The sequence below is a fragment of the Ruminococcus flavefaciens MA2007 genome, from assembly GCF_000621845.1.
GTDB lineage: Bacteria > Bacillota > Clostridia > Oscillospirales > Ruminococcaceae > Ruminococcus > Ruminococcus flavefaciens_E.
The window spans coordinates 108,400-125,933 of the sequence record NZ_JHXF01000001.1 but is presented as its reverse complement, the minus strand read 5'-3'; the positions used below and the strand labels follow the sequence as shown (position 1 = coordinate 125,933).

19 protein-coding genes are annotated in these 17,534 nt (G+C 44.6%); 9 read left to right on the top strand and 10 right to left on the bottom strand.

Annotated elements, in window-relative coordinates; translation table 11 throughout:
- Window positions 1-10: 10 nt before the first annotated feature.
- From T497_RS0100705 to mnmE, 5 genes are all read right to left on the bottom strand, one after another.
- Window positions 11-838: a ParA family protein gene (locus T497_RS0100705; protein ID WP_028513959.1), complete on the bottom strand. Its 828-nt coding sequence runs from the start codon at window positions 836-838 to the stop codon at window positions 11-13.
- A gap of 153 nt (window positions 839-991) precedes the next feature.
- On the bottom strand, window positions 992-1,804 hold the full coding sequence (locus T497_RS0100700; RefSeq protein ID WP_028513958.1) for a ParB/RepB/Spo0J family partition protein: 813 nt from the start codon (window positions 1,802-1,804) through the stop codon (window positions 992-994).
- Between the two features lie 119 nt (window positions 1,805-1,923).
- Window positions 1,924-2,628 (bottom strand): 16S rRNA (guanine(527)-N(7))-methyltransferase RsmG, encoded by a 705-nt coding sequence (gene rsmG, locus T497_RS0100695; protein WP_028513957.1) that lies wholly within the window; start codon window positions 2,626-2,628, stop codon window positions 1,924-1,926.
- The gene (gene mnmG, locus T497_RS0100690; protein ID WP_028513956.1) at window positions 2,618-4,507 is read right to left on the bottom strand and encodes a tRNA uridine-5-carboxymethylaminomethyl(34) synthesis enzyme MnmG; all 1,890 of its coding nucleotides are present in this window, start codon (window positions 4,505-4,507) and stop codon (window positions 2,618-2,620) included. The genes rsmG and mnmG overlap by 11 nt, the downstream gene beginning before the upstream one ends.
- A 33-nt stretch (window positions 4,508-4,540) precedes the next feature.
- Window positions 4,541-5,902 carry a tRNA uridine-5-carboxymethylaminomethyl(34) synthesis GTPase MnmE gene (gene mnmE / locus T497_RS0100685; RefSeq protein WP_028513955.1) on the bottom strand — a complete coding sequence of 454 codons (1,362 nt, stop codon included), beginning with the start codon at window positions 5,900-5,902 and terminating at the stop codon, window positions 4,541-4,543.
- A gap of 76 nt (window positions 5,903-5,978) precedes the next feature.
- Here mnmE and T497_RS0100680 point away from each other — a divergent pair, with 76 nt between their 5' ends.
- Window positions 5,979-6,176, top strand: coding sequence for a hypothetical protein (locus T497_RS0100680; RefSeq protein ID WP_028513954.1), 198 nt, complete (start codon window positions 5,979-5,981; stop codon window positions 6,174-6,176).
- A gap of 44 nt (window positions 6,177-6,220) precedes the next feature.
- Here the strand turns inward: T497_RS0100680 and jag are convergent, their stop codons facing one another.
- From jag to rpmH, 5 genes are all read right to left on the bottom strand, one after another.
- Window positions 6,221-7,312, bottom strand: a complete 1,092-nt coding sequence (jag, locus tag T497_RS0100675) for an RNA-binding cell elongation regulator Jag/EloR (RefSeq protein ID WP_028513953.1) — start codon at window positions 7,310-7,312, stop codon at window positions 6,221-6,223.
- A gap of 20 nt (window positions 7,313-7,332) precedes the next feature.
- Complete coding sequence (locus T497_RS0100670) at window positions 7,333-8,454, bottom strand: YidC/Oxa1 family membrane protein insertase (RefSeq protein WP_028513952.1); 1,122 nt, start codon at window positions 8,452-8,454, stop codon at window positions 7,333-7,335.
- Between the two features lie 12 nt (window positions 8,455-8,466).
- Window positions 8,467-8,751 carry a membrane protein insertion efficiency factor YidD gene (gene yidD / locus T497_RS15380; protein ID WP_037324130.1) on the bottom strand — a complete coding sequence of 95 codons (285 nt, stop codon included), beginning with the start codon at window positions 8,749-8,751 and terminating at the stop codon, window positions 8,467-8,469.
- Window positions 8,748-9,116, bottom strand: coding sequence for a ribonuclease P protein component (gene rnpA / locus T497_RS0100660; protein WP_028513951.1), 369 nt, complete (start codon window positions 9,114-9,116; stop codon window positions 8,748-8,750). Before rnpA ends, yidD begins: the two co-directional genes overlap by 4 nt.
- A gap of 67 nt (window positions 9,117-9,183) precedes the next feature.
- Window positions 9,184-9,318, bottom strand: a complete 135-nt coding sequence (rpmH, locus tag T497_RS0100655; protein ID WP_009986162.1) for a 50S ribosomal protein L34 — start codon at window positions 9,316-9,318, stop codon at window positions 9,184-9,186.
- 523 nt (window positions 9,319-9,841) lie between these two features.
- Between rpmH and dnaA the strand changes: the two genes are divergently transcribed.
- From dnaA to T497_RS0100610, 8 genes are all read left to right on the top strand, one after another.
- Window positions 9,842-11,212: a chromosomal replication initiator protein DnaA gene (dnaA, locus tag T497_RS0100645; protein WP_028513950.1), complete on the top strand. Its 1,371-nt coding sequence runs from the start codon at window positions 9,842-9,844 to the stop codon at window positions 11,210-11,212.
- Window positions 11,213-11,691: 479 nt separating this feature from the next.
- Window positions 11,692-12,798, top strand: coding sequence for a DNA polymerase III subunit beta (gene dnaN, locus T497_RS0100640; RefSeq protein ID WP_028513949.1), 1,107 nt, complete (start codon window positions 11,692-11,694; stop codon window positions 12,796-12,798).
- Between the two features lie 29 nt (window positions 12,799-12,827).
- Complete coding sequence (gene yaaA, locus T497_RS0100635) at window positions 12,828-13,037, top strand: S4 domain-containing protein YaaA (protein ID WP_028513948.1); 210 nt, start codon at window positions 12,828-12,830, stop codon at window positions 13,035-13,037.
- A complete protein-coding gene (gene recF / locus T497_RS0100630; RefSeq protein ID WP_028513947.1) occupies window positions 13,034-14,182 on the top strand; it encodes a DNA replication/repair protein RecF in 1,149 nt (382 codons plus the stop codon). The genes yaaA and recF overlap by 4 nt, the downstream gene beginning before the upstream one ends.
- On the top strand, window positions 14,160-14,420 hold the full coding sequence (gene remB, locus T497_RS0100625; RefSeq protein WP_028513946.1) for an extracellular matrix regulator RemB: 261 nt from the start codon (window positions 14,160-14,162) through the stop codon (window positions 14,418-14,420). Before recF ends, remB begins: the two co-directional genes overlap by 23 nt.
- A gap of 1 nt (window position 14,421) precedes the next feature.
- Window positions 14,422-14,940, top strand: coding sequence for a transposase (locus T497_RS0100620; protein WP_028513945.1), 519 nt, complete (start codon window positions 14,422-14,424; stop codon window positions 14,938-14,940).
- A gap of 3 nt (window positions 14,941-14,943) precedes the next feature.
- The gene (gene gyrB / locus T497_RS0100615) at window positions 14,944-16,914 is read left to right on the top strand and encodes a DNA topoisomerase (ATP-hydrolyzing) subunit B (protein ID WP_028513944.1); all 1,971 of its coding nucleotides are present in this window, start codon (window positions 14,944-14,946) and stop codon (window positions 16,912-16,914) included.
- A gap of 11 nt (window positions 16,915-16,925) precedes the next feature.
- Window positions 16,926-17,519, top strand: a complete 594-nt coding sequence (locus T497_RS0100610; protein ID WP_037324127.1) for a hypothetical protein — start codon at window positions 16,926-16,928, stop codon at window positions 17,517-17,519.
- Window positions 17,520-17,534 lie beyond the last annotated feature (15 nt).

Sequence of the window (17,534 nt, the reverse complement as noted above, 5' to 3'; positions counted from 1 at the left end):
TCCTCATTCGTCAAGACGAACGTTTTCCTTTCTTATGTTTTTTGAAAGAGAAGATCTTTTTCTTTTTCGGGAGCTCCAATGGTTCGCCAAGCATTTCATGACAAACAAGCTCATAGGATTCCGAGCCCTTTGACGCTTTATCATAGTACATCACAGGCTTGCCGTGGCTGGGAGCTTCGGAAATACGAACATTTCTCGGCACCTTTGTCTTGAACACCTTATCCGGGAAGTATTTCTCGACCTCTGCTACAACGTCGTTTGCAACATTAAGTCTGCCGTCGAACATTGTGAAGAGTATTCCCTCGATTTCAAGAGCTGGATTATAATTATTTTTAACTATTTTAATAGTGTTCACCAGCTGTGATAGTCCCTCAAGAGCGTAGAACTCCGCAAGCATAGGTACCATAACGCTGTCGCAGGCAACGAGACCGTTGATAGTTATTGTTCCGAGAGCAGGCGGACAGTCTATAAAGATGTAGTCAAAGTCGTCCTTGCAGGTCAGTATCTGCATTTTCAGTCTGTTGACTCTGTTCTCATACTCAGCAAGCTCTATCTCACAGCCTGCCAGAGCCTCTGTTGCAGGAACTATTGAAACGTTCTGAAACTCTGTCTGAACAGTCGCCTCCTGAATACGAGCCTTTCCTGTGATAACATCATACGTCGAAGCGCTGACGGACTTCTTCTTTATTCCGAAGCCTGTGGTCGTATTACCCTGTGGATCGGCGTCCACACAGAGGACTTTGAAGTCTCTTGAACCGAGATACGCAGCGATATTTATGACCGTTGTAGTCTTTCCGACGCCGCCCTTCTGGTTAGCAACAGCAATTATTTTGCCCATACTATCTTCCTTTCAGATTTACTTTTAATATTATACCACTTTTTTCACGCAATGTAAATATGAAACGGAGATTTTTATAAAAAATGTTTCACATGAAACAATTGTGGAGCAAAAATCACCTCAAAATTTGTTTCACGTGAAACATTTCATTGTTTATTTCTTTTGAATCGGTATACGGACACGGTATTCTATGTAGTCCTCGTTCTGGATTTTTCGCGAATCCGCAGAGATTCCAGCCGCCTGCATAGTCTCAACAGCCTTATTAATTGTGTTGACGAACATCTTGACATTCTGAAAAACAAGTGAACGCTTCTTATAGCTCACCTTGTCACGCTGACTGCCAATGAACTCGTCAATAAGCTTCTCAGAGCGCTCAACATTAAGATTGCTTATGATTATCTTGCCAAGAATGAACAGCCTGTCCTCAGAACTGCCTAAACGAAGCAAGGCTCGCGCATGACGCTCGGTAAGCCCGTACTTGACTATAAACTCCCGTTCTTTTTCAGTGAGCCGAAGCAATCTAAGTTTATTAGCAATGGTACTCTGAGCACGACCAAGCTTTGCCGCAGCGTCCTCCTGCGTCATGCCATAGTGGGTAATCAACTTTTCAATTGCCGAAGCCTCGTCAAAGAAAGACAAGTCCTGACGTTGAATGTTCTCCACAAGAGCAAGTACAGCCGAATGACGGTCACTGACCTCATGTACAATACATGGGACAACGCTGAATTGGCACATTTTTGCCGCACGAAGCCTGCGCTCACCAGCAATAAGCTCATAGTGATTATCTTTTTTACGGACCGAAAGCGGCTGAAGAATACCGTTCTGTGCGATTGACTCCGCAAGTGACATGATATCGTCCGTAAAATCCTTTCTCGGTTGATATGGGTTTGGTACAATGTCATCAATGTTAATTTCTACGACTTTGTTAACCAGCTTTTCTTTTGTAAAATTTAAAAATCCTGCCATGATTATGACCTCCGAATTATTTACTGAGATAATCATAGCACTATCGGGAAATATTTTCTATACAAAAAAACCGCAGTTTTTCGAGTAAACAGCGGTTTTAATGACATTATTTAGTTTAATCAAAGCTCTTTCTTCTTTATCTGAGCGCTATTTCTTGGGTATTTTATCGGAGTTTGCGATATTTTCTTCACTGTGATAATACGGCGCTGCTCATCAAAAAGACTGTAATCAGCAATATTCTCGACAATTCCGCCAAGAAGCTCAATAGCATTTGTTCCACGTGAAACATTTTCGCTGGGACCTTTCATGGAAATAAAAGAACCTCCAACCTTCACAAAAGGTATACAAAGCTCGCTCAGAGTGCTGAGATTTGCGACTGCACGTGCACAGGAGTAATCATATTTTTCCCTATATTCAGGCATTTTCGAGAAGTCCTCAGCTCTACCGTGAATAAAATCAGCTTCAATATCAAGCTTGTTGCACAGTTGTTTAAGAAAGTCGATTCGCTTATTCAGACTATCCAAAAGCGTGAGCTTAATATCTGGGCGGAGAATTTTCAGCGGAACAGAGGGAAAACCAGCACCCGTACCAACATCAATAATCGAAGAATCAGGCTTAATATCCGCATATTTCAGCAGACAAGCCGAGTCGATAAAGTGCTTGCAAAGCACCTCCATAGGCTCGGTTATTGCCGTAAGATTTACCTTTTCATTGTACTCAACAAGGAGCTGAGCATAAATGTCAAATTTCTCATATGCTTCACGTGAAAGCTCAATACCACACTGAGAAAACTTTTCGCAAGATAGTTCAAAATCAGGTAGCATTTTTCTCTCCTTTCTCGTGCAAGAGCCATACAGCAAGCATGGATACATCGGCAGGGGAGACTCCCGAAATACGTGAAGCCTGTCCAATTGAAAGTGGTTTTATCTTGTTGAGCTTCTCTACTGCTTCAAGACGAAGCCCGTAAATCAGGCTATAATCGAGGTCAGGCGGTAGCTTCATGGACTCCATTTTTCGCATCTGCTCAATCTGAGCAAGCTGCTTCTGAATGTATCCTTCGTATTTTATCTGAAGGTCGACCTGCTCACAAACCTCCCAATCAAGCTCAGATCTATCAGGATCAAAGGAAGCAAGATCGTTATAATTAATCTGAGGACGGCGAATAAGATCAGTCATCTTACAGCCCGTACCAAGCGCCGAAGTTCCCTTTTCTACGAGAAAATCGTTAAGTTCCTCGGTTGGAGACACATTCAGTTTGGATAAACGCTCAATTTCAAGAGCAGTCTGACGCTCCTTTTCGAGCAGTTTTTCATAACGTTCGGGAGAAATAAGTCCCAATTTATAGCCAATCGGAGTCAATCTCTGGTCTGCATTGTCCTGACGCAGAATAAGCCTGTACTCGCTTCGTGAAGTCATCATTCTGTACGGATCAGCACAGCCCTTTGTGACAAGATCATCGACCAGCGTACCAATGTATGAGCTTGCTCTGTCCAGTATCATGGGCTCTTTTTCCTTGATTTTAAGGGCTGCATTAATGCCAGCAACGATTCCCTGAGCGGCAGCTTCTTCATAACCTGAGCTTCCATTGAACTGTCCTGCCCCGTAAAGTCCCTGTAAATGCTTAAATTCAAGGGTAGGCAGAAGCTGATTCGGGTTGCAGCAGTCATACTCTATTGCGTATGCAGGGCGCATGATCTCTACGTCCTCCAGTCCGTCTATTGTTCGCAGAAATGCAAGCTGAACGTCCTCTGGCAGCGACGACGACATTCCCTGCAAATAGTACTCTTCTGTTGATAATCCCATGGGCTCAACGAAAAGCTGATGTCTTGGTTTATCTGAAAATCTTACGATCTTGTCCTCAATGGACGGACAGTATCTCGGACCTACTCCTTCTATTCTTCCTGAGTATAATGGTGATCTGTCAAGGTTTGAAAGTATCACTTCATGAGTTTTACCGTTGGTATATGTTATATAACAGCTTACTTTATTCTCAAGACCTTCTGTTTCAGTCTCAAATGAAAACGGAACAATTTTTTCGTCGCCGTCCTGTCTTTCCATTATATCAAAATTAATACTTCTCTTATTTACGCGGCAGGGAGTTCCCGTCTTGAATCTGCGAAGCTCCACTCCGTTTTCTTCAAGACTTTTTGATAAATATTTGCTTGGTAATGCCGAGTCAGGACCGCTTTCATATGAAACTTCGCCAATGTGTATCTTGCCTTTAAGATAAGTTCCCGTAGCAATTATAACTGCTTTCACAGCATATTCAGCACCGAGAGAAGTTCTCACACCAACGATTTTATTATCTTCAGTTATTATCTCAGCAATTTCTGCCTGCTTCACATAAAGATTTTTTTGATTTTCGCAGACATTTTTCATATAATTATGATACTTCACACGGTCCTCCTGAGCTCGTAAACTATGAACAGCAGGACCTTTTCCGCGATTCAGCATACGGCTCTGTATAAAACATTTATCCGCAGCTTTGCCCATTTCTCCGCCTAATGCGTCGATTTCACGGACCAGATGTCCCTTTGCAGTTCCGCCGATTGACGGATTGCAGGGCATATTTGCGATTTGATCCAGTGATATTGTAAACATAACAGTTTTGCAGCCCAGCCTTGCAGAAGCAAGTGCAGCTTCAACTCCTGCATGACCTGCGCCAACGACTGCCACGTCAAATTCACCCATTTTATATGTCAATTTTTTCCCTCCTTATGTTTCACATGAAACATTTCACTTGCCAACACAGAAGCGCGAGAACACTTCATCAACGACTGCGTCCGTGACTTTTTCTCCAGTGAGCTGAAGCAGCGACTGCTCAGCTTCATCGAGAGTAATATTTACAGCGTCCAGCATTTCACCAATTTCAAGTGATAAAATAGCACTTTCAATATCTTCAAGAGCCTTGTCGATACATTTTTTCTGACGCTCATTTGCGGCAGTTGCCGTACCAAAATCAGCTTCACCCAGCTTAAAAATCTCCTCGATACAGTCGTGAAGCTGCTCAACACCTGTGCTTTCTTTGGCAGATAAATATACGATATGTTTAATTTTGCCTTTCAGAAGTGAAACGTCAAGGACTTGTTCAACGTCATTTTTGTTTATTACAGCAATGGTGTTATTTATATTAATTTTATTAATTAAATATAAATCGTCCTCCGTGAGCGGACAACTTCCGTCAAAAACCGCAATGACCAGCTCGGAAGAAGCAATCATTTTCTCAGCCATGTCAACTCCGATACCCTCGATAACATCGTCCGTTTCGTGAATACCGGCGGTATCTGAAAGTCTCAGCGTGATGTCACCAATGCGGACGGACTCCTCAATAATATCACGGGTAGTGCCTGCAATCTCGGTTACGATACTTCTCTCGCAGCCGCTAAGGCAGTTGAACAGCGTTGACTTGCCCACATTCGGACGTCCGATAATAGCCGTAGCAACGCCCTCACGGAGAATCCTGCCGCTGTCGTAATTCTTCACCAGCGAGCGAAGCTCCTCACGTATCTCTTTTAGCTCATCTGTGAGAACCTCGGGACGGACCTCGGGGATATCCTCCTCGGGATAGTCAGCCCACGCTGCAAGGTCGCCGAGAATTTTCATAAGCTTATCCGAGCACTTCTTCGCCTTTTTGTAGGCTGCGCCCTCGCGGAGATTCTCCGCCATTTTCATTTCGCGCTCGCCCTTAGCGGAGATTATATCCATGACAGCCTCGGCTTTCATCAGGTCGAGCTTGCCGTTGAGATAAGCCCTCTTGGTGAACTCGCCAGCCTCCGCATTGACAGCTCCGTTAGCCAGAGCCGCACGGAGAACACGCTTGGTCACATAAAGACCGCCGTGGCAGGAGAGCTCCGCAATATCTTCGCCTGTGTAGCTGTGCGGAGCTCGGAACACTGTCAGGATACAGTCATCAAGGCGTTCATTGCCGTCATGAGCGATACCGTAAGCGCAGGTATAGCCTGCCATATCTGAAACCTTTTTGTCGCCGTAAGGGGAGAATATCTTCTCCGCAACCTGTATGGCGTCCTCGCCCGAAATACGTATAACAGCTATTCCGCCCACTGCATTAGGCGTTGAAACAGCAGCTATAGTTGACATTTTATCACTTCCTAAAAAAACAACGGCTTATATGCAATACAATAATGATTATGTGTATCCATTGAGGAGGACCCTTTTGAAAAAGGGTCTCTCCTCAAACTCCTCCCCTAAAACTTTCGTTTTTGTTTATTCCCCGATAGGGCGCTTACAAGAATATAGAATACTTGTAATTTTTAATGCGCCCTATCGGGGAATAAACCAGATAAAAGTCTTTGGAAAGGGGTTCGGGGAAGAACCTTTCCTCAGAAAGGTTTTCCCCGATAAATACGCATAAACTTTTATTTTGTATTACATTTCAAGCCGTTGTTTATAATATAATTAAAGCTCTATCTTACCGTAGAGACCGCCCTGTATCTCGTCCTCAGGCTTTGGTCTCTTATAGTCCTTTTCAAAGCTTGTTGAGAGGTCAACGCTTCTGCGCTCCATGTTTACCTCTCTGTCGCGGTTTCTTCTCTCTCCGCCGCGTCTGTCGTTTCTTCTGCCGCCGTCACGGCGATTATCGCGTCTTCCGCCGCCTCTTCTTGGGTTATTGGAAGAAATGATTATCTTTCTGTAAGGCTCCTCGCCGACTGAACGTGAGGAAACTCCCTCGATATTTGAGATAGCAGAGTGGATAACTCTTCTCTCGTATGGGTTCATTGGCTCGAGTGGCTGTGAACGGCCTGTTCTGAGAACAGACTTAGCGACCTTAGCTGCCAGCTGCTCAAGAGTTTCCTTTCTCTTGCTTCTGTAGCCAAGGCAGTCAATTGTAATTCTGTAGTAGTCCTTATCGCCCTTGTTAGCGATGATAGAGCAGAGGTACTGGATAGCGTCGAGAGTCTCGCCGCGTCTGCCGATGATAGTACCGTTGTTGTTGCTCTCGATATTGATAACAGCGCCTGTCTCGTTCTGGTAAACCTTGAACTCAACGTCAACGTCCATAGCTCTGAGAATGCTTGTGATGTAATCCTTAGCAAGCTTTACCTTTGGATTTACAAGGGACTCGTCCTCGATAAGTGTGAAGTTATCAAGTGAGTAAGCCTCTTCGTCGTCAACAGCCTCAGCAGGATTCTCAACAGCTTCAGCAGCTGTTTCCTTCTTTGCCTCGGCAGCCTTTGGCTCTGCCTTTGTTTCAGTAGTTACAACAGGCTTTGGCTCTGCCACAGTCTTAGTTGCAGGCTCTTCAGCCTTAGGTGCGGGAGCAGTTGTTACAGGAGCCTTGGGAGCTTCAGCAGCTGCCTTTGGTGCAGCAGCAGGTGCAGCGTCTGCAACTGTAGCCTTTACCTTTGCTTCCTTTGAACCGATACCAAAAAGTCCCTTTTTTCCTTCATCGAGGATCTCAAACTTGATCTCACTGATACTTTTTCCGAATTTCTTAGCTGCCAGCTCTTTTGCCTCTTCGATTGATCTTGCTGTGAAAATTTCAGTCATACTTATACCTCCCTGAGGAATCAATCCTCATCATCGTTATCCTCGTAAGAATCGCCGTATTTTTCAGCCATGCGCTTTCTTGCTTCTTTAAGCTTGTCGCGGTTGGCTTTGTTCTGCTCCGAGCGTGAAACGCCGTTTGCCTTGCCTGATGATGAACCGCCGTTCTGCTGCTGTTCGAGAGCAGCCTGCTGCTCCATCATTTTCTGCATGAATGATTTCTTATTCGGATGTTTTTCTGCGTATATTCTTGCTTTTTCTTTTTCCTTTTCATTTATGACCTTAGTACGCTCGGGAGTAAAGTAGCAGTTAAGCGCAAAGGTAATGATGAATGAAAAGATTGATGACCATATCCAGTAGAAGCCTACACCTGCAGGCACCTGAAATGCGAACCAGATAGAAAGGAGAGGAAGTCCGTACATCATAACTGACATACAGCCCTGACCTGCCTGCTGCATACTTGGATTAGTTCTCTTCTGATGTATCTGGCTGTAAACAGATACGAGGAGCTGTGAAAGACCTGCAAGGAAGGGGATAGCCGCAAGTATTACAGCTTCCTTAGTCCATGAATCAGGGTGGATAGTAGGTGTTTTGCCGAGATTAGCACCGAAAAGAGTGAATCTCTCGTTGAACTCAGAGACCTTTGAGAAGAATTTCTCACCGAGAGATAAGTACTTGTCGCCGTTGTCTCTGAGGTGCTCCATAGTCATGAGCTCACATCTGAGGTTTCTGGTATCAACACCTGCAATCCCGCAAGCTTCATCAATGATATTCTTTGAAATATCAAGGATATGTGTCACAGGCTTATAAATAACGTCAATAACGCCGAAGAGGAGGAACATCTGGATAAATGCAGGTAAACATGAGCCCATGGGGTTCACGCCCTCCTGCTGATACAGCTTCTGCTGTTCTTCCTGTAATCTCTGCGGATTATTGGCGAAACTTTTCTTGAGTTTTTCCAGCTTCGGGTTAAGAAGCTGCATTCTTGCCGCGCCCTTCTGTGTCTTGTAGTTGACAGGCAGCAGCAATATTTTTGTGATTACCGTAAACAGAATGATAGCTACGGCATAGTTATTGCAAATCGAGTAAATAAGTCTCATCAGATAGCCGAAAGGCACACCGATAATATCATAAAGTGCGTTCAATATTAATCCCTCTTAATTCATTTTGTTGTCATCTTCCGAATAATCAGGATCCACATAATCGTACTTCCTGACTCTGAAAGTGAATTTTTCGGGGACGTGGTCTATACCGCCCATTGACCATGGGTTGCAGCGGAGTATCCTCCACACGGCAAGAGCCGAGCCCCTTATTGCACCAAAGCGCTCAACAGCTTTCAATGCATAAGTGCTGCAAGTAGGATAATACTTGCACTTAGGGGGAAAAAGGGGAGATATCAGCTTCCTGTAGAATTTGATAAGCCCCAGAACAATATATTTCATACACGCTTATTCTTGTTATCGAAGCTCCTGAACATCTTATTGATATCATTTACTCCGTACTTGTCCATATAGCTGCAGTATTCGTCTGATTTTATACTGCAGATAGCAGTTCTTGCCACTATTACGATATCCATGCCCACGGGGAGATTTACCTCGGCGTTCCGATAGGCAAGGCGGATAAGTCTCTTGGCTCTGTTGCGGCAGACGGCATTGCCCACTTTTTTTCCTGCGGTTATACCGAGGCGGTTAAAGGGCTTTCCGTTTGGTCTGACATATATGACCGAGTATTTTGAAGCGGCGTACCTGCCCTTTTTATAGAGGGCGAGGAAGTCCTTATTATCGTTCAATATTTCCGTATAAAGCATAATTGCACCTGCATATAGCCGTCCTAACAAAAAAGACCACAAAATAAAGATTTTGTGGTCAGCCTCGTCAGTGAGTTAATCTTGCTCTGCCCTTAGATCTTCTACGAGCTAAAACCTTTCTGCCGTTCTTAGTAGCCATTCTCTTCATGAAGCCGTGCTCCTTCTTTCTGTGGAGCTTCTTAGGCTGATATGTTCTCTTCATATTCAGTGTCCTCCTCTCTCGAATTGTTATACAAGAGCCGTAAAAACCGCTCTGACAAACGTGAATTGCGTACAGAGACACTTCGCCCTGCATTACACTAAATCATTATATATTAAAAAGTCTCCCGTGTCAAGCAATTCCCGAAATTTTTTTATCTCCACATACATTTTCAGTTTTTTTACCAATATATCTTGAATGATTAACGGAATAATTTCAATACTTTGTCCAATTTCAGCCATTTTCTCAAATCATCAGAAAAAATGTTTTATGGACAGAAATTTTTTTAAACCAGCCTATTTCAACAATTTCACACTCGCAAAACAGGGTTTTGAGGGCTGATTTTAAGATGATTCAACACAGTTTTCAACAATATGTCAATTTGTGTGTGGAAAGAAGTTTTATTTTCTATCTGCTTTACAGTGAAAATCACTTGCATTTCAACAGTGTTTATGATATAATGGTCTTATATATTAATATAGGAGAGTATCGTTATTTTTTCTCCAACAAAAATACGGAGGTTTCTATGAATTCATTTGATGAGGTTTTTGAGAAAGTCAAGAGCTACTGTCTCGAAAACGGAAAAATACCTGAAATTGCAATAAAAACATGGATAAATCCACTTGTTCCCCTTAACTTCAACGGCACTGAGGCTGTTTTCAGCGTTCAGACCGAGTTCCAGAAAAATATCGTTATGACTACATACGAGGCTGTACTCAAGGAAGCTTTCCTCAACGTCCTCGGACTCAATGTCAATATCGTCATCAATGTTGAATCCGAAGAGCCCGAAAAGGTAAAGGTCCCCACAGATGCCGAGCTGGAGCAGAAGCACGCTGAGCTGGAGCAGTCCTACAAATTTGCAAACTATGACTATACCTTCGATACATTCATCGAGGGACGCTCCAACGAGTTCGCCCTTGCCTGCAGTAAGTCTGTAGCCAAGAACTGCGGCTCAAAGGCTGTTCCCGACTACAATCCGCTGTTCATCTACGGTCCTTCGGGAATGGGTAAAACTCATCTTATCACAGCTATTGCCAATGAGGTAAGAAAGAATCACCCCGATTTCAACATCGTTTATGTTACCAGCGAGACCTTCGGCAGCGACCTTGTAAGCGCTCTCAACAAGAGCTCTATCTCCGATTTCCACGACAAGTACAGAAATGCCGATATACTTCTCATAGACGATATCCAGTTCTTCTCGGGCAGAGAGCGTATGCAGGAGGAATTCTTCCACACCTTCTACAAGCTCCACCAGGAGGGCAAGCAGATAGTTATCACATCTGATAAGCCGCCAAAGGAGCTCCTCACCCTTGAAGAGCGTCTGCGTACACGTTTCGAGGGCGGTCTTATCGCTGATATTTCCGCACCTGACTATGAGACGAGACTTGCTATCATCAACAGAAAATCCGAGCTTCTTGAGCTCAAAATGCCAAGCGAAGTCGCTGAATTCATGGCTAACCGCCTGAAATCCAACATCAGACAGCTGGAGGGCGCTGTTGTACGCCTTAAAGCTCTCAACCACTTTGCAGGCAGCCCTATCACTATATCAATGGCTCAGAGCGTAATGCGCGACGTTCTCGCTGACGAGCAGCCTATCCCGATAACCGTTGAGAAGATAATCTCAGAGGTATCCACAGTTTACGGCGTATCTCCCGATGACCTGCGCTCCAGCAAGCGTTCATCACAGATATCAACAGCCCGTAAGGTAGCTATATATGTAGTCCGCGAGATAACTCAGATGCCCCTTGCTTCTATCGGTACAGAGTTCGGCGGCAGAGACCATTCTACTATCGTTTACTCGGTAACAAGCGTTACAGAGTCAATGGAAAAGGATTCAAACCTCAAGAATCTTGTAAACGACATCATCAAGAACATCAAGGACAAGAGTAAGGTCTGAGTCAACGTTTAAAAGTGTTGAAAATGTTATTTCAACAGAGTTTTCAACACTATGTTAAAAACTGTTTTTAAAATCAAACCTCAGAAATTTTCCTATGCCGAAAAGTTTTTCGTATCATGTATATCATTTCACTCGGATATTATTTCAACACCTGAAACATTCAACACTCAACACCGATGTGCAAAAAGACTCACGAAAAAATTAAAAAATCTGTCTTTCCACCGTTTTCTCAACTTTTTTTCCATTTCAACTCCACATCGCTCAACCAATTAAACAATATCTCCCCTCATCAGAAATTCTTTTCACAGTTTCAAAATTTTCACCACACACCATTGTGGACGAGCTTTTCGGCGTATATCTTCAAAAAATAACGATCCCAACTTTTCCACCGACACAATAACAACAACAATATATATTTATTCTTATCTTATCTTAGCTTACCTCATTCATGCTAAGAATTTTCACGGAGGCATATCATAATGAAATTCATCTGCGATAAAAACGAGATCAGCGAGGCTATCAGCAATGTCTCACGAGCTGTATCACAGAAGTCAACTATCCCTGCTCTTGAAGGAATAAAAGTCCGTATCTCATCGGGAAGTGTAGAGCTCACCGCTTATAACCTCGAAATGGGAATACGCACCTCTATAAACGCAAATACAGAGGGCGAGGGAGAATTTGTTGTAAGTGCAAGACTTTTCAGCGAGTTCACAAGACGTATGTCGGGAGACGAGATAACCTTTGATATAGATGACAATCTCGTTATCAGCATTTCATGCAGCGCTACCGAGTGCAGCTTCCCTGCAATGTCTGCAAGCGAATATCCCGAGCTCCCGAAGGTAGACTCCGCAAGGAGCTTCTCCGTAAAGCAGAGCATACTCAAATCAATGATAAATATGACAAGCTACGCTGCTTCACTCAACGAAAGCAAGCCCGTACTCACAGGCGAACTTTTCGATATAGAGGACGGCAGCTTCAATATGGTCGCTATAGACGGCTTCAGACTTGCTATCAGAACAGAAATGACTGACTGCACCGAGAAGTACCATTTTGTAGTGCCGAAGAAAGCTCTTCTCGAAGTTTCCACCCTTATAAAGGACGATGACGACGAGAAGCTTTGTACTGTATGCACCAATGACCGCCATATCATCTTTGAAATTGGCAACGTTTTCGTAATATCAAGACTCCTTGAGGGAGTTTTCCATAACTACAAGATGAGCATACCAAGCGGCTGCAAGACAGAGGTCATCATCAGCAAGAGAGACTTCTCAACCTGTCTGGAGCGCTGCTCACTTCTTATCGACGACAAGAACAAGTCTCCTATACGCTGCGAGATCGGAAACGGCGTTATGAAGATAAGCTGCAAGACAGGAATCGGTAAGATAAACGACGCTATATCCGCCGATATTTCAGGAGAAACTGTTACTATCGGCTTCAATAACAAGCTCATTCTCGAAGCACTCCGAGCTGCCGAGGGCGATAAAGTCAGAATACGCTTCAACGGCGCAATGAAGGTAATCGAGATACTTCCGTTAGAGGGAGAGAGCTTCATATTCCTTGTAATGCCCATTCAGCTCAAAAACTAAGACCGACTGATACCGAAAGGCAGGTAAATATGGCTGGAAGAATCAAGATCAATACTGAATTTATCAAGCTTGACGCTCTGCTTAAATTTGCCTCACTGGTAAACTCCGGCGGAGAAGCAAAGCAGCTCATACAGAACGGTGAGGTACTTGTAAACGGCGAGGTCTGCACTATGAGAGGCAAGAAGATACGCCCAGGCGACGCAGTTTACGTGAACTGCCAAGAGGTAATCGTAGAGTGATAGTCACCTACGCTGACATTGACGGCTTTAAAAATCTCAGCGGCATTTCCTTTGTTCCCGATGCAAAATACAATATCATCGTAGGTCCGAATGCTCAGGGAAAGACGAATCTTCTCGAAGCAATGTGGATACTTTCGGGCTGCAAGAGCTTTCGCGGCTCAAAGGAAAAGGACTATATCTGCCTTGGCGGAAATCGTATGGAATCCAAAATAAAGATACGCGACAGCGTCCGCGAGCAGAAAATAACCTTTGAGATGACCAGAAGCGCCTCAAATCCAAAGAATATCACGCTGAACGGCGTAAAACAAAAGGGTACGAGAGCTCTTTTCGACGTGTTCAAGTGCATAGCCTTTATACCGGATGACGTTGATATTATCAAGGGTTCGCCCGAAAAAAGGCGTAATTTCGTGGATATGGCGGCTTCACAGCTCAATCCCGTCTTTGTCATGCACATCAATAAAAACAACGCCATAATGAACCAGCGGAATGCTCTGCTGAAAGGCATTATGCAGGGAAATACAGACCGCGGTATCCTTGAGATATGGGACAGACAGGCTTCACGCGAGGGAGCAGTCATCTCCTATATGCGCCATGAGTATATACAGAAGTTCAACTCTATCTGCGGCAGGCTTTATCGTACCATTTCCGGAGGTACAGAGGAGCTTGAACTGGAATACAAGTCAAATATTTTCCGTCCCGAGGACTTTGAGAAGCCCTGCGGCGACGAGGCATATGAGCAGTATTACAGAAAGCTTGCGGAAACTGCCGAATACGACGTCAGAACGGGAAGCACCCATGCAGGCGTTAACCGCGATGAGATACTCATCAAGATAAACGGCGTAAGCGCCAAGGACTACGGCTCACAGGGGCAGATTAAGAGCGCCGCGCTGGTCATGAAGCTGGCGCAGGCTGAGATATTCATGCAGAAATCAAAGGACGCTCCTGTCATATTCCTTGACGATGTCATGGGCGAACTTGACGAGAACCGTCAGAGGTTCGTGTTCGACATGATAAAGGATATGCAGGTGTTCATAACCACTCCCAACGAGAATGCGCTCCTGCCTGAAATTAAGGGCAAGATACTGCGTATAAGCGGCGGCAGCATAGCGGAGGAGGAAGAAAATGTATCTTCACATAGGGAATAACTACTCCGTTGACCTGAGAGATGTGGTTGGGATTTTCGACATTGAGAATACAACTGTTGAAAAGTGCACCAAGAAGCTTCTGGAACGTGCCGAAAAGGAACACAAATGCGTGTATACCACCTATGAAATGCCGAAAAGCTTCATAGTTACCGTAAAAAACGGCAAAGAGAGGGTGTATATCTCCCAGCTTTCGGCGGCTACATTGCGGAAACGCCTTAAAGAAGGCGGCGGGTTCTGATATGGAAAAAGTTACACGTAAATATATCAGATTGGCTAATTACGATTATTCATCTAACGGATTGTATTTTATAACCATATGTGCCAAAAACAGAATACATTATTTTTCCGAAATAACGGAAGTAGGGGAGGCCGCCCTCGGCCTCCCGAATATAAGATTGACAGATATTGGAAAAATAGTAAATAATAATATTCTCAAAATAAACGAGATTTATAAATACGTTTCCGTAGAAAAATACGTTATAATGCCAGACCATATACACATGATATTGTTTGTTTCAGATTATGATGTGGAAAATGGCGGGAGGCCGAGGGCGGCCTCCCCTACAAAATCTGTTAATCTGATTATCAATGGTTTAAAAACAATATTAACGAAACAAATAGGTTTTTCGGTATGGCAAAGGTCATTCCACGACCACATAATCCGCAATGAAAAGGAATTTCTCGAAATTTGCGATTACATCGACAATAATCCCATAAATTGGGTAAATGACATATACAACCAAAATTATTGGAGGTAAATCATGAGTCAGCAGAACAACAACTACGATGAAAACGACATACAAGTCCTCGAAGGACTTGAAGCGGTCCGCAAAAGACCGGGTATGTACATCGGCTCTACAGGTCCCGGGGGACTCCACCACCTCGTTTACGAGATAGTGGACAACTCTATCGACGAAGCGCTGGCAGGCTACTGTACCGAGATAACCGTTGAGATACTCGAAGGCGATATTATCCGCGTTTCAGATAACGGACGCGGTATTCCTGTAGGTATCCACCCGAAGGAAGGCATCTCTGCGGCTACAGTCGTTTATACTATTCTCCACGCAGGCGGTAAGTTCGGCGGCGGCGGATATAAGGTATCAGGCGGTCTCCACGGCGTCGGCGCTTCCGTAGTAAATGCCCTTTCCGAGTGGCTGGAGCTCACTGTCAAGGACGGCGAGCACGTTTACTTCCAGCGTTTTGAGCGCGGTCATTACGACGAGCAGTTAAAGGTAATAGGTGATACCAAGGAAACAGGTACCTCCGTTATGTTCAAGGCTGACGGAGAGATATTCGAGAGCACTGTTTACGACTATGAGTTGCTTTTAAAGCGTCTCCGCGAGCAGGCTTTCCTTAACGCAGGCATAAAGATAGTTTTCACGGATAAGCGCGACAGCGAGAATATCCAGACGGAAACTCTCCACTATGAGGGCGGTATCCGTCAGTTCGTAGAGCATATCCACGCTACAAGAGGTCTTGAAGCTCTCAGCGGCGAGGTAGTTTATATTTCGGGTACTCAGGGAGATTCCTTTGCTGAGATAGCTCTCCAGTACAACGACAGCTATAATCCCGTAATACTGTCCTTTGCAAACAATATCCATACAAAGGACGGCGGTACTCACGAAACAGGCTTCAAGAACGCTCTCCTGAAGGTAATAAACGAATACGGCAAGAAATTCGGAAAATTCAAGGAAAAGGAAAGCTCAAAAAAGGGCAAGGACGCTCCTAAAAAGGAGATAGAGAGCCTTAAAAGAGACGATGTTCTCGAAGGACTTACAGCTATCGTATCTGTAAAGCTGACAGAGTGCGAATTTGAGGGACAGACAAAGGGACGTCTCGGAAATCCCGAGGTAAAGCCATTTGTAGAGAATCTTGTCACAGAGAAGCTGATGAATTTCCTTGAGGAAAATCCTGAGATAGCAAATATAATTTTTGAGAAGTGCCTTTCTGCATACAGGGCAAGAGAAGCCGCAAAGCGTGCAAGAGACGCCGAGCGCAAGAAGAACGCATTCGGAAACAGCTCAATGCCCGAAAAGCTTGCGGACTGTGCCGAGCGCGACGCAAGATATACCGAAGTTTACATCGTCGAGGGAGATTCTGCGGGCGGCAGTGCAAAGCAGGGACGTGACAGACGCTATCAGGCTATCCTTCCTCTCTGGGGCAAGATGCTCAACGTTGAAAAGGCTCGTATAGACCGTATCTACGGCAACGACAAGCTTGAGCCCGTGGTTACTGCTCTCGGAACAGGTATCGGCGAGGACTTCGACATCGAGAAGCTCCGCTACGGCAAGGTCATTATCATGGCCGATGCCGATGTTGATGGTATGCACATCAGAACACTTCTGCTCACATTCTTCTTCCGTTACATGAGACCTCTCATCACCAACGGAAACGTTTATATCGCACAGCCTCCGCTGTTCAGAGTAGAGCGCAAAAAGAAGATATACTACGCATTCTCCGACGAGGAGCGCGACAAGTATATCGCAGAGCTCTCCGAGGACGGCAAGTACAAGGACGTTGAAGTACAGCGCTACAAAGGTCTTGGTGAAATGGATCCCGAACAGCTCTGGGAGACAACTATGGATCCCGAGCACCGTACTATCGTAAGAATTGGCATGGAGGACGCTCTCAAAGCCGACGAGACATTCAGTATCCTCATGGGCGACAAGGTAGAGCCAAGACGTAATTTCATCGAGAAAAACGCCAGATTCGCACAGGATCTTGATATCTGACGGGAGTACTTATGGAAGAAAATTACAAGCTTGAAAAGGAATACAAGGTACCTGCGGACACCTTCCGCGACGCTTACCTTGAATTCCAGAAAAAATACGTTTATCCGAAAAGCTACATTTACATGGCGATATTCGGAGTTTTGGCGATAGTTCTGCTGATATTCGGCATATTTGCAATGCATGACGCTCCGAAAAAGCAGAAATACATCATGTATCTTGCTTTTATCGTTGCCGCCGCCTTTTCTCTGCGCGAGTGGTTCAATCCCCGTAAAATGCGCCGCAGTCTTACAGAATCCGTAAGAGCGCTGGGAGAGCCGATATACAAAATAGGCGTAGGTGACAAATTCGTTGATATTTCTACAGTTTCCGACGACCTCAGCAATATAGCTGAGCCTGAGGAAGAAGAAAAAAGCGAAGAAGATACCGAGGATATTACCGAAACAGATCATCTTCCCGAAAAGACAAGGATAAATGTTGACGAGGGATTTCAGCTCATGGAATACGACAGGTTCTTCCTCATGCTGGCAGGAAAGGAAATGTTCTACATACTCCCTAAGGAAGGCTTTTCCGAGGCTGAGCTGAAAATAGTCAGAGATATAAAGTAACAAACCCCATTTCAA

Bases quoted from the DNA above. Each gene is read 5' to 3' on its own strand.
- yaaA (WP_028513948.1), top strand. From the start codon at position 12,828: ATGGCTGGAAGAATCAAGATCAATACTGAATTTATCAAGCTTGACGCT.
- T497_RS0100620 (WP_028513945.1), top strand. From the start codon at position 14,422: ATGGAAAAAGTTACACGTAAATATATCAGATTGGCTAATTACGATTAT.
- remB (WP_028513946.1), top strand. From the start codon at position 14,160: ATGTATCTTCACATAGGGAATAACTACTCCGTTGACCTGAGAGATGTG.
- rpmH (WP_009986162.1), bottom strand. From the start codon at position 9,318: ATGAAGAGAACATATCAGCCTAAGAAGCTCCACAGAAAGAAGGAGCAC.
- gyrB (WP_028513944.1), top strand. From the start codon at position 14,944: ATGAGTCAGCAGAACAACAACTACGATGAAAACGACATACAAGTCCTC.
- yidD (WP_037324130.1), bottom strand. From the start codon at position 8,751: ATGAAATATATTGTTCTGGGGCTTATCAAATTCTACAGGAAGCTGATA.
- mnmE (WP_028513955.1), bottom strand. From the start codon at position 5,902: ATGTCAACTATAGCTGCTGTTTCAACGCCTAATGCAGTGGGCGGAATA.
- T497_RS0100610 (WP_037324127.1), top strand. From the start codon at position 16,926: ATGGAAGAAAATTACAAGCTTGAAAAGGAATACAAGGTACCTGCGGAC.
- jag (WP_028513953.1), bottom strand. From the start codon at position 7,312: ATGACTGAAATTTTCACAGCAAGATCAATCGAAGAGGCAAAAGAGCTG.
- T497_RS0100705 (WP_028513959.1), bottom strand. From the start codon at position 838: ATGGGCAAAATAATTGCTGTTGCTAACCAGAAGGGCGGCGTCGGAAAG.
- rsmG (WP_028513957.1), bottom strand. From the start codon at position 2,628: ATGCTACCTGATTTTGAACTATCTTGCGAAAAGTTTTCTCAGTGTGGT.
- dnaN (WP_028513949.1), top strand. From the start codon at position 11,692: ATGAAATTCATCTGCGATAAAAACGAGATCAGCGAGGCTATCAGCAAT.
- T497_RS0100700 (WP_028513958.1), bottom strand. From the start codon at position 1,804: ATGGCAGGATTTTTAAATTTTACAAAAGAAAAGCTGGTTAACAAAGTC.
- rnpA (WP_028513951.1), bottom strand. From the start codon at position 9,116: ATGCTTTATACGGAAATATTGAACGATAATAAGGACTTCCTCGCCCTC.
- dnaA (WP_028513950.1), top strand. From the start codon at position 9,842: ATGAATTCATTTGATGAGGTTTTTGAGAAAGTCAAGAGCTACTGTCTC.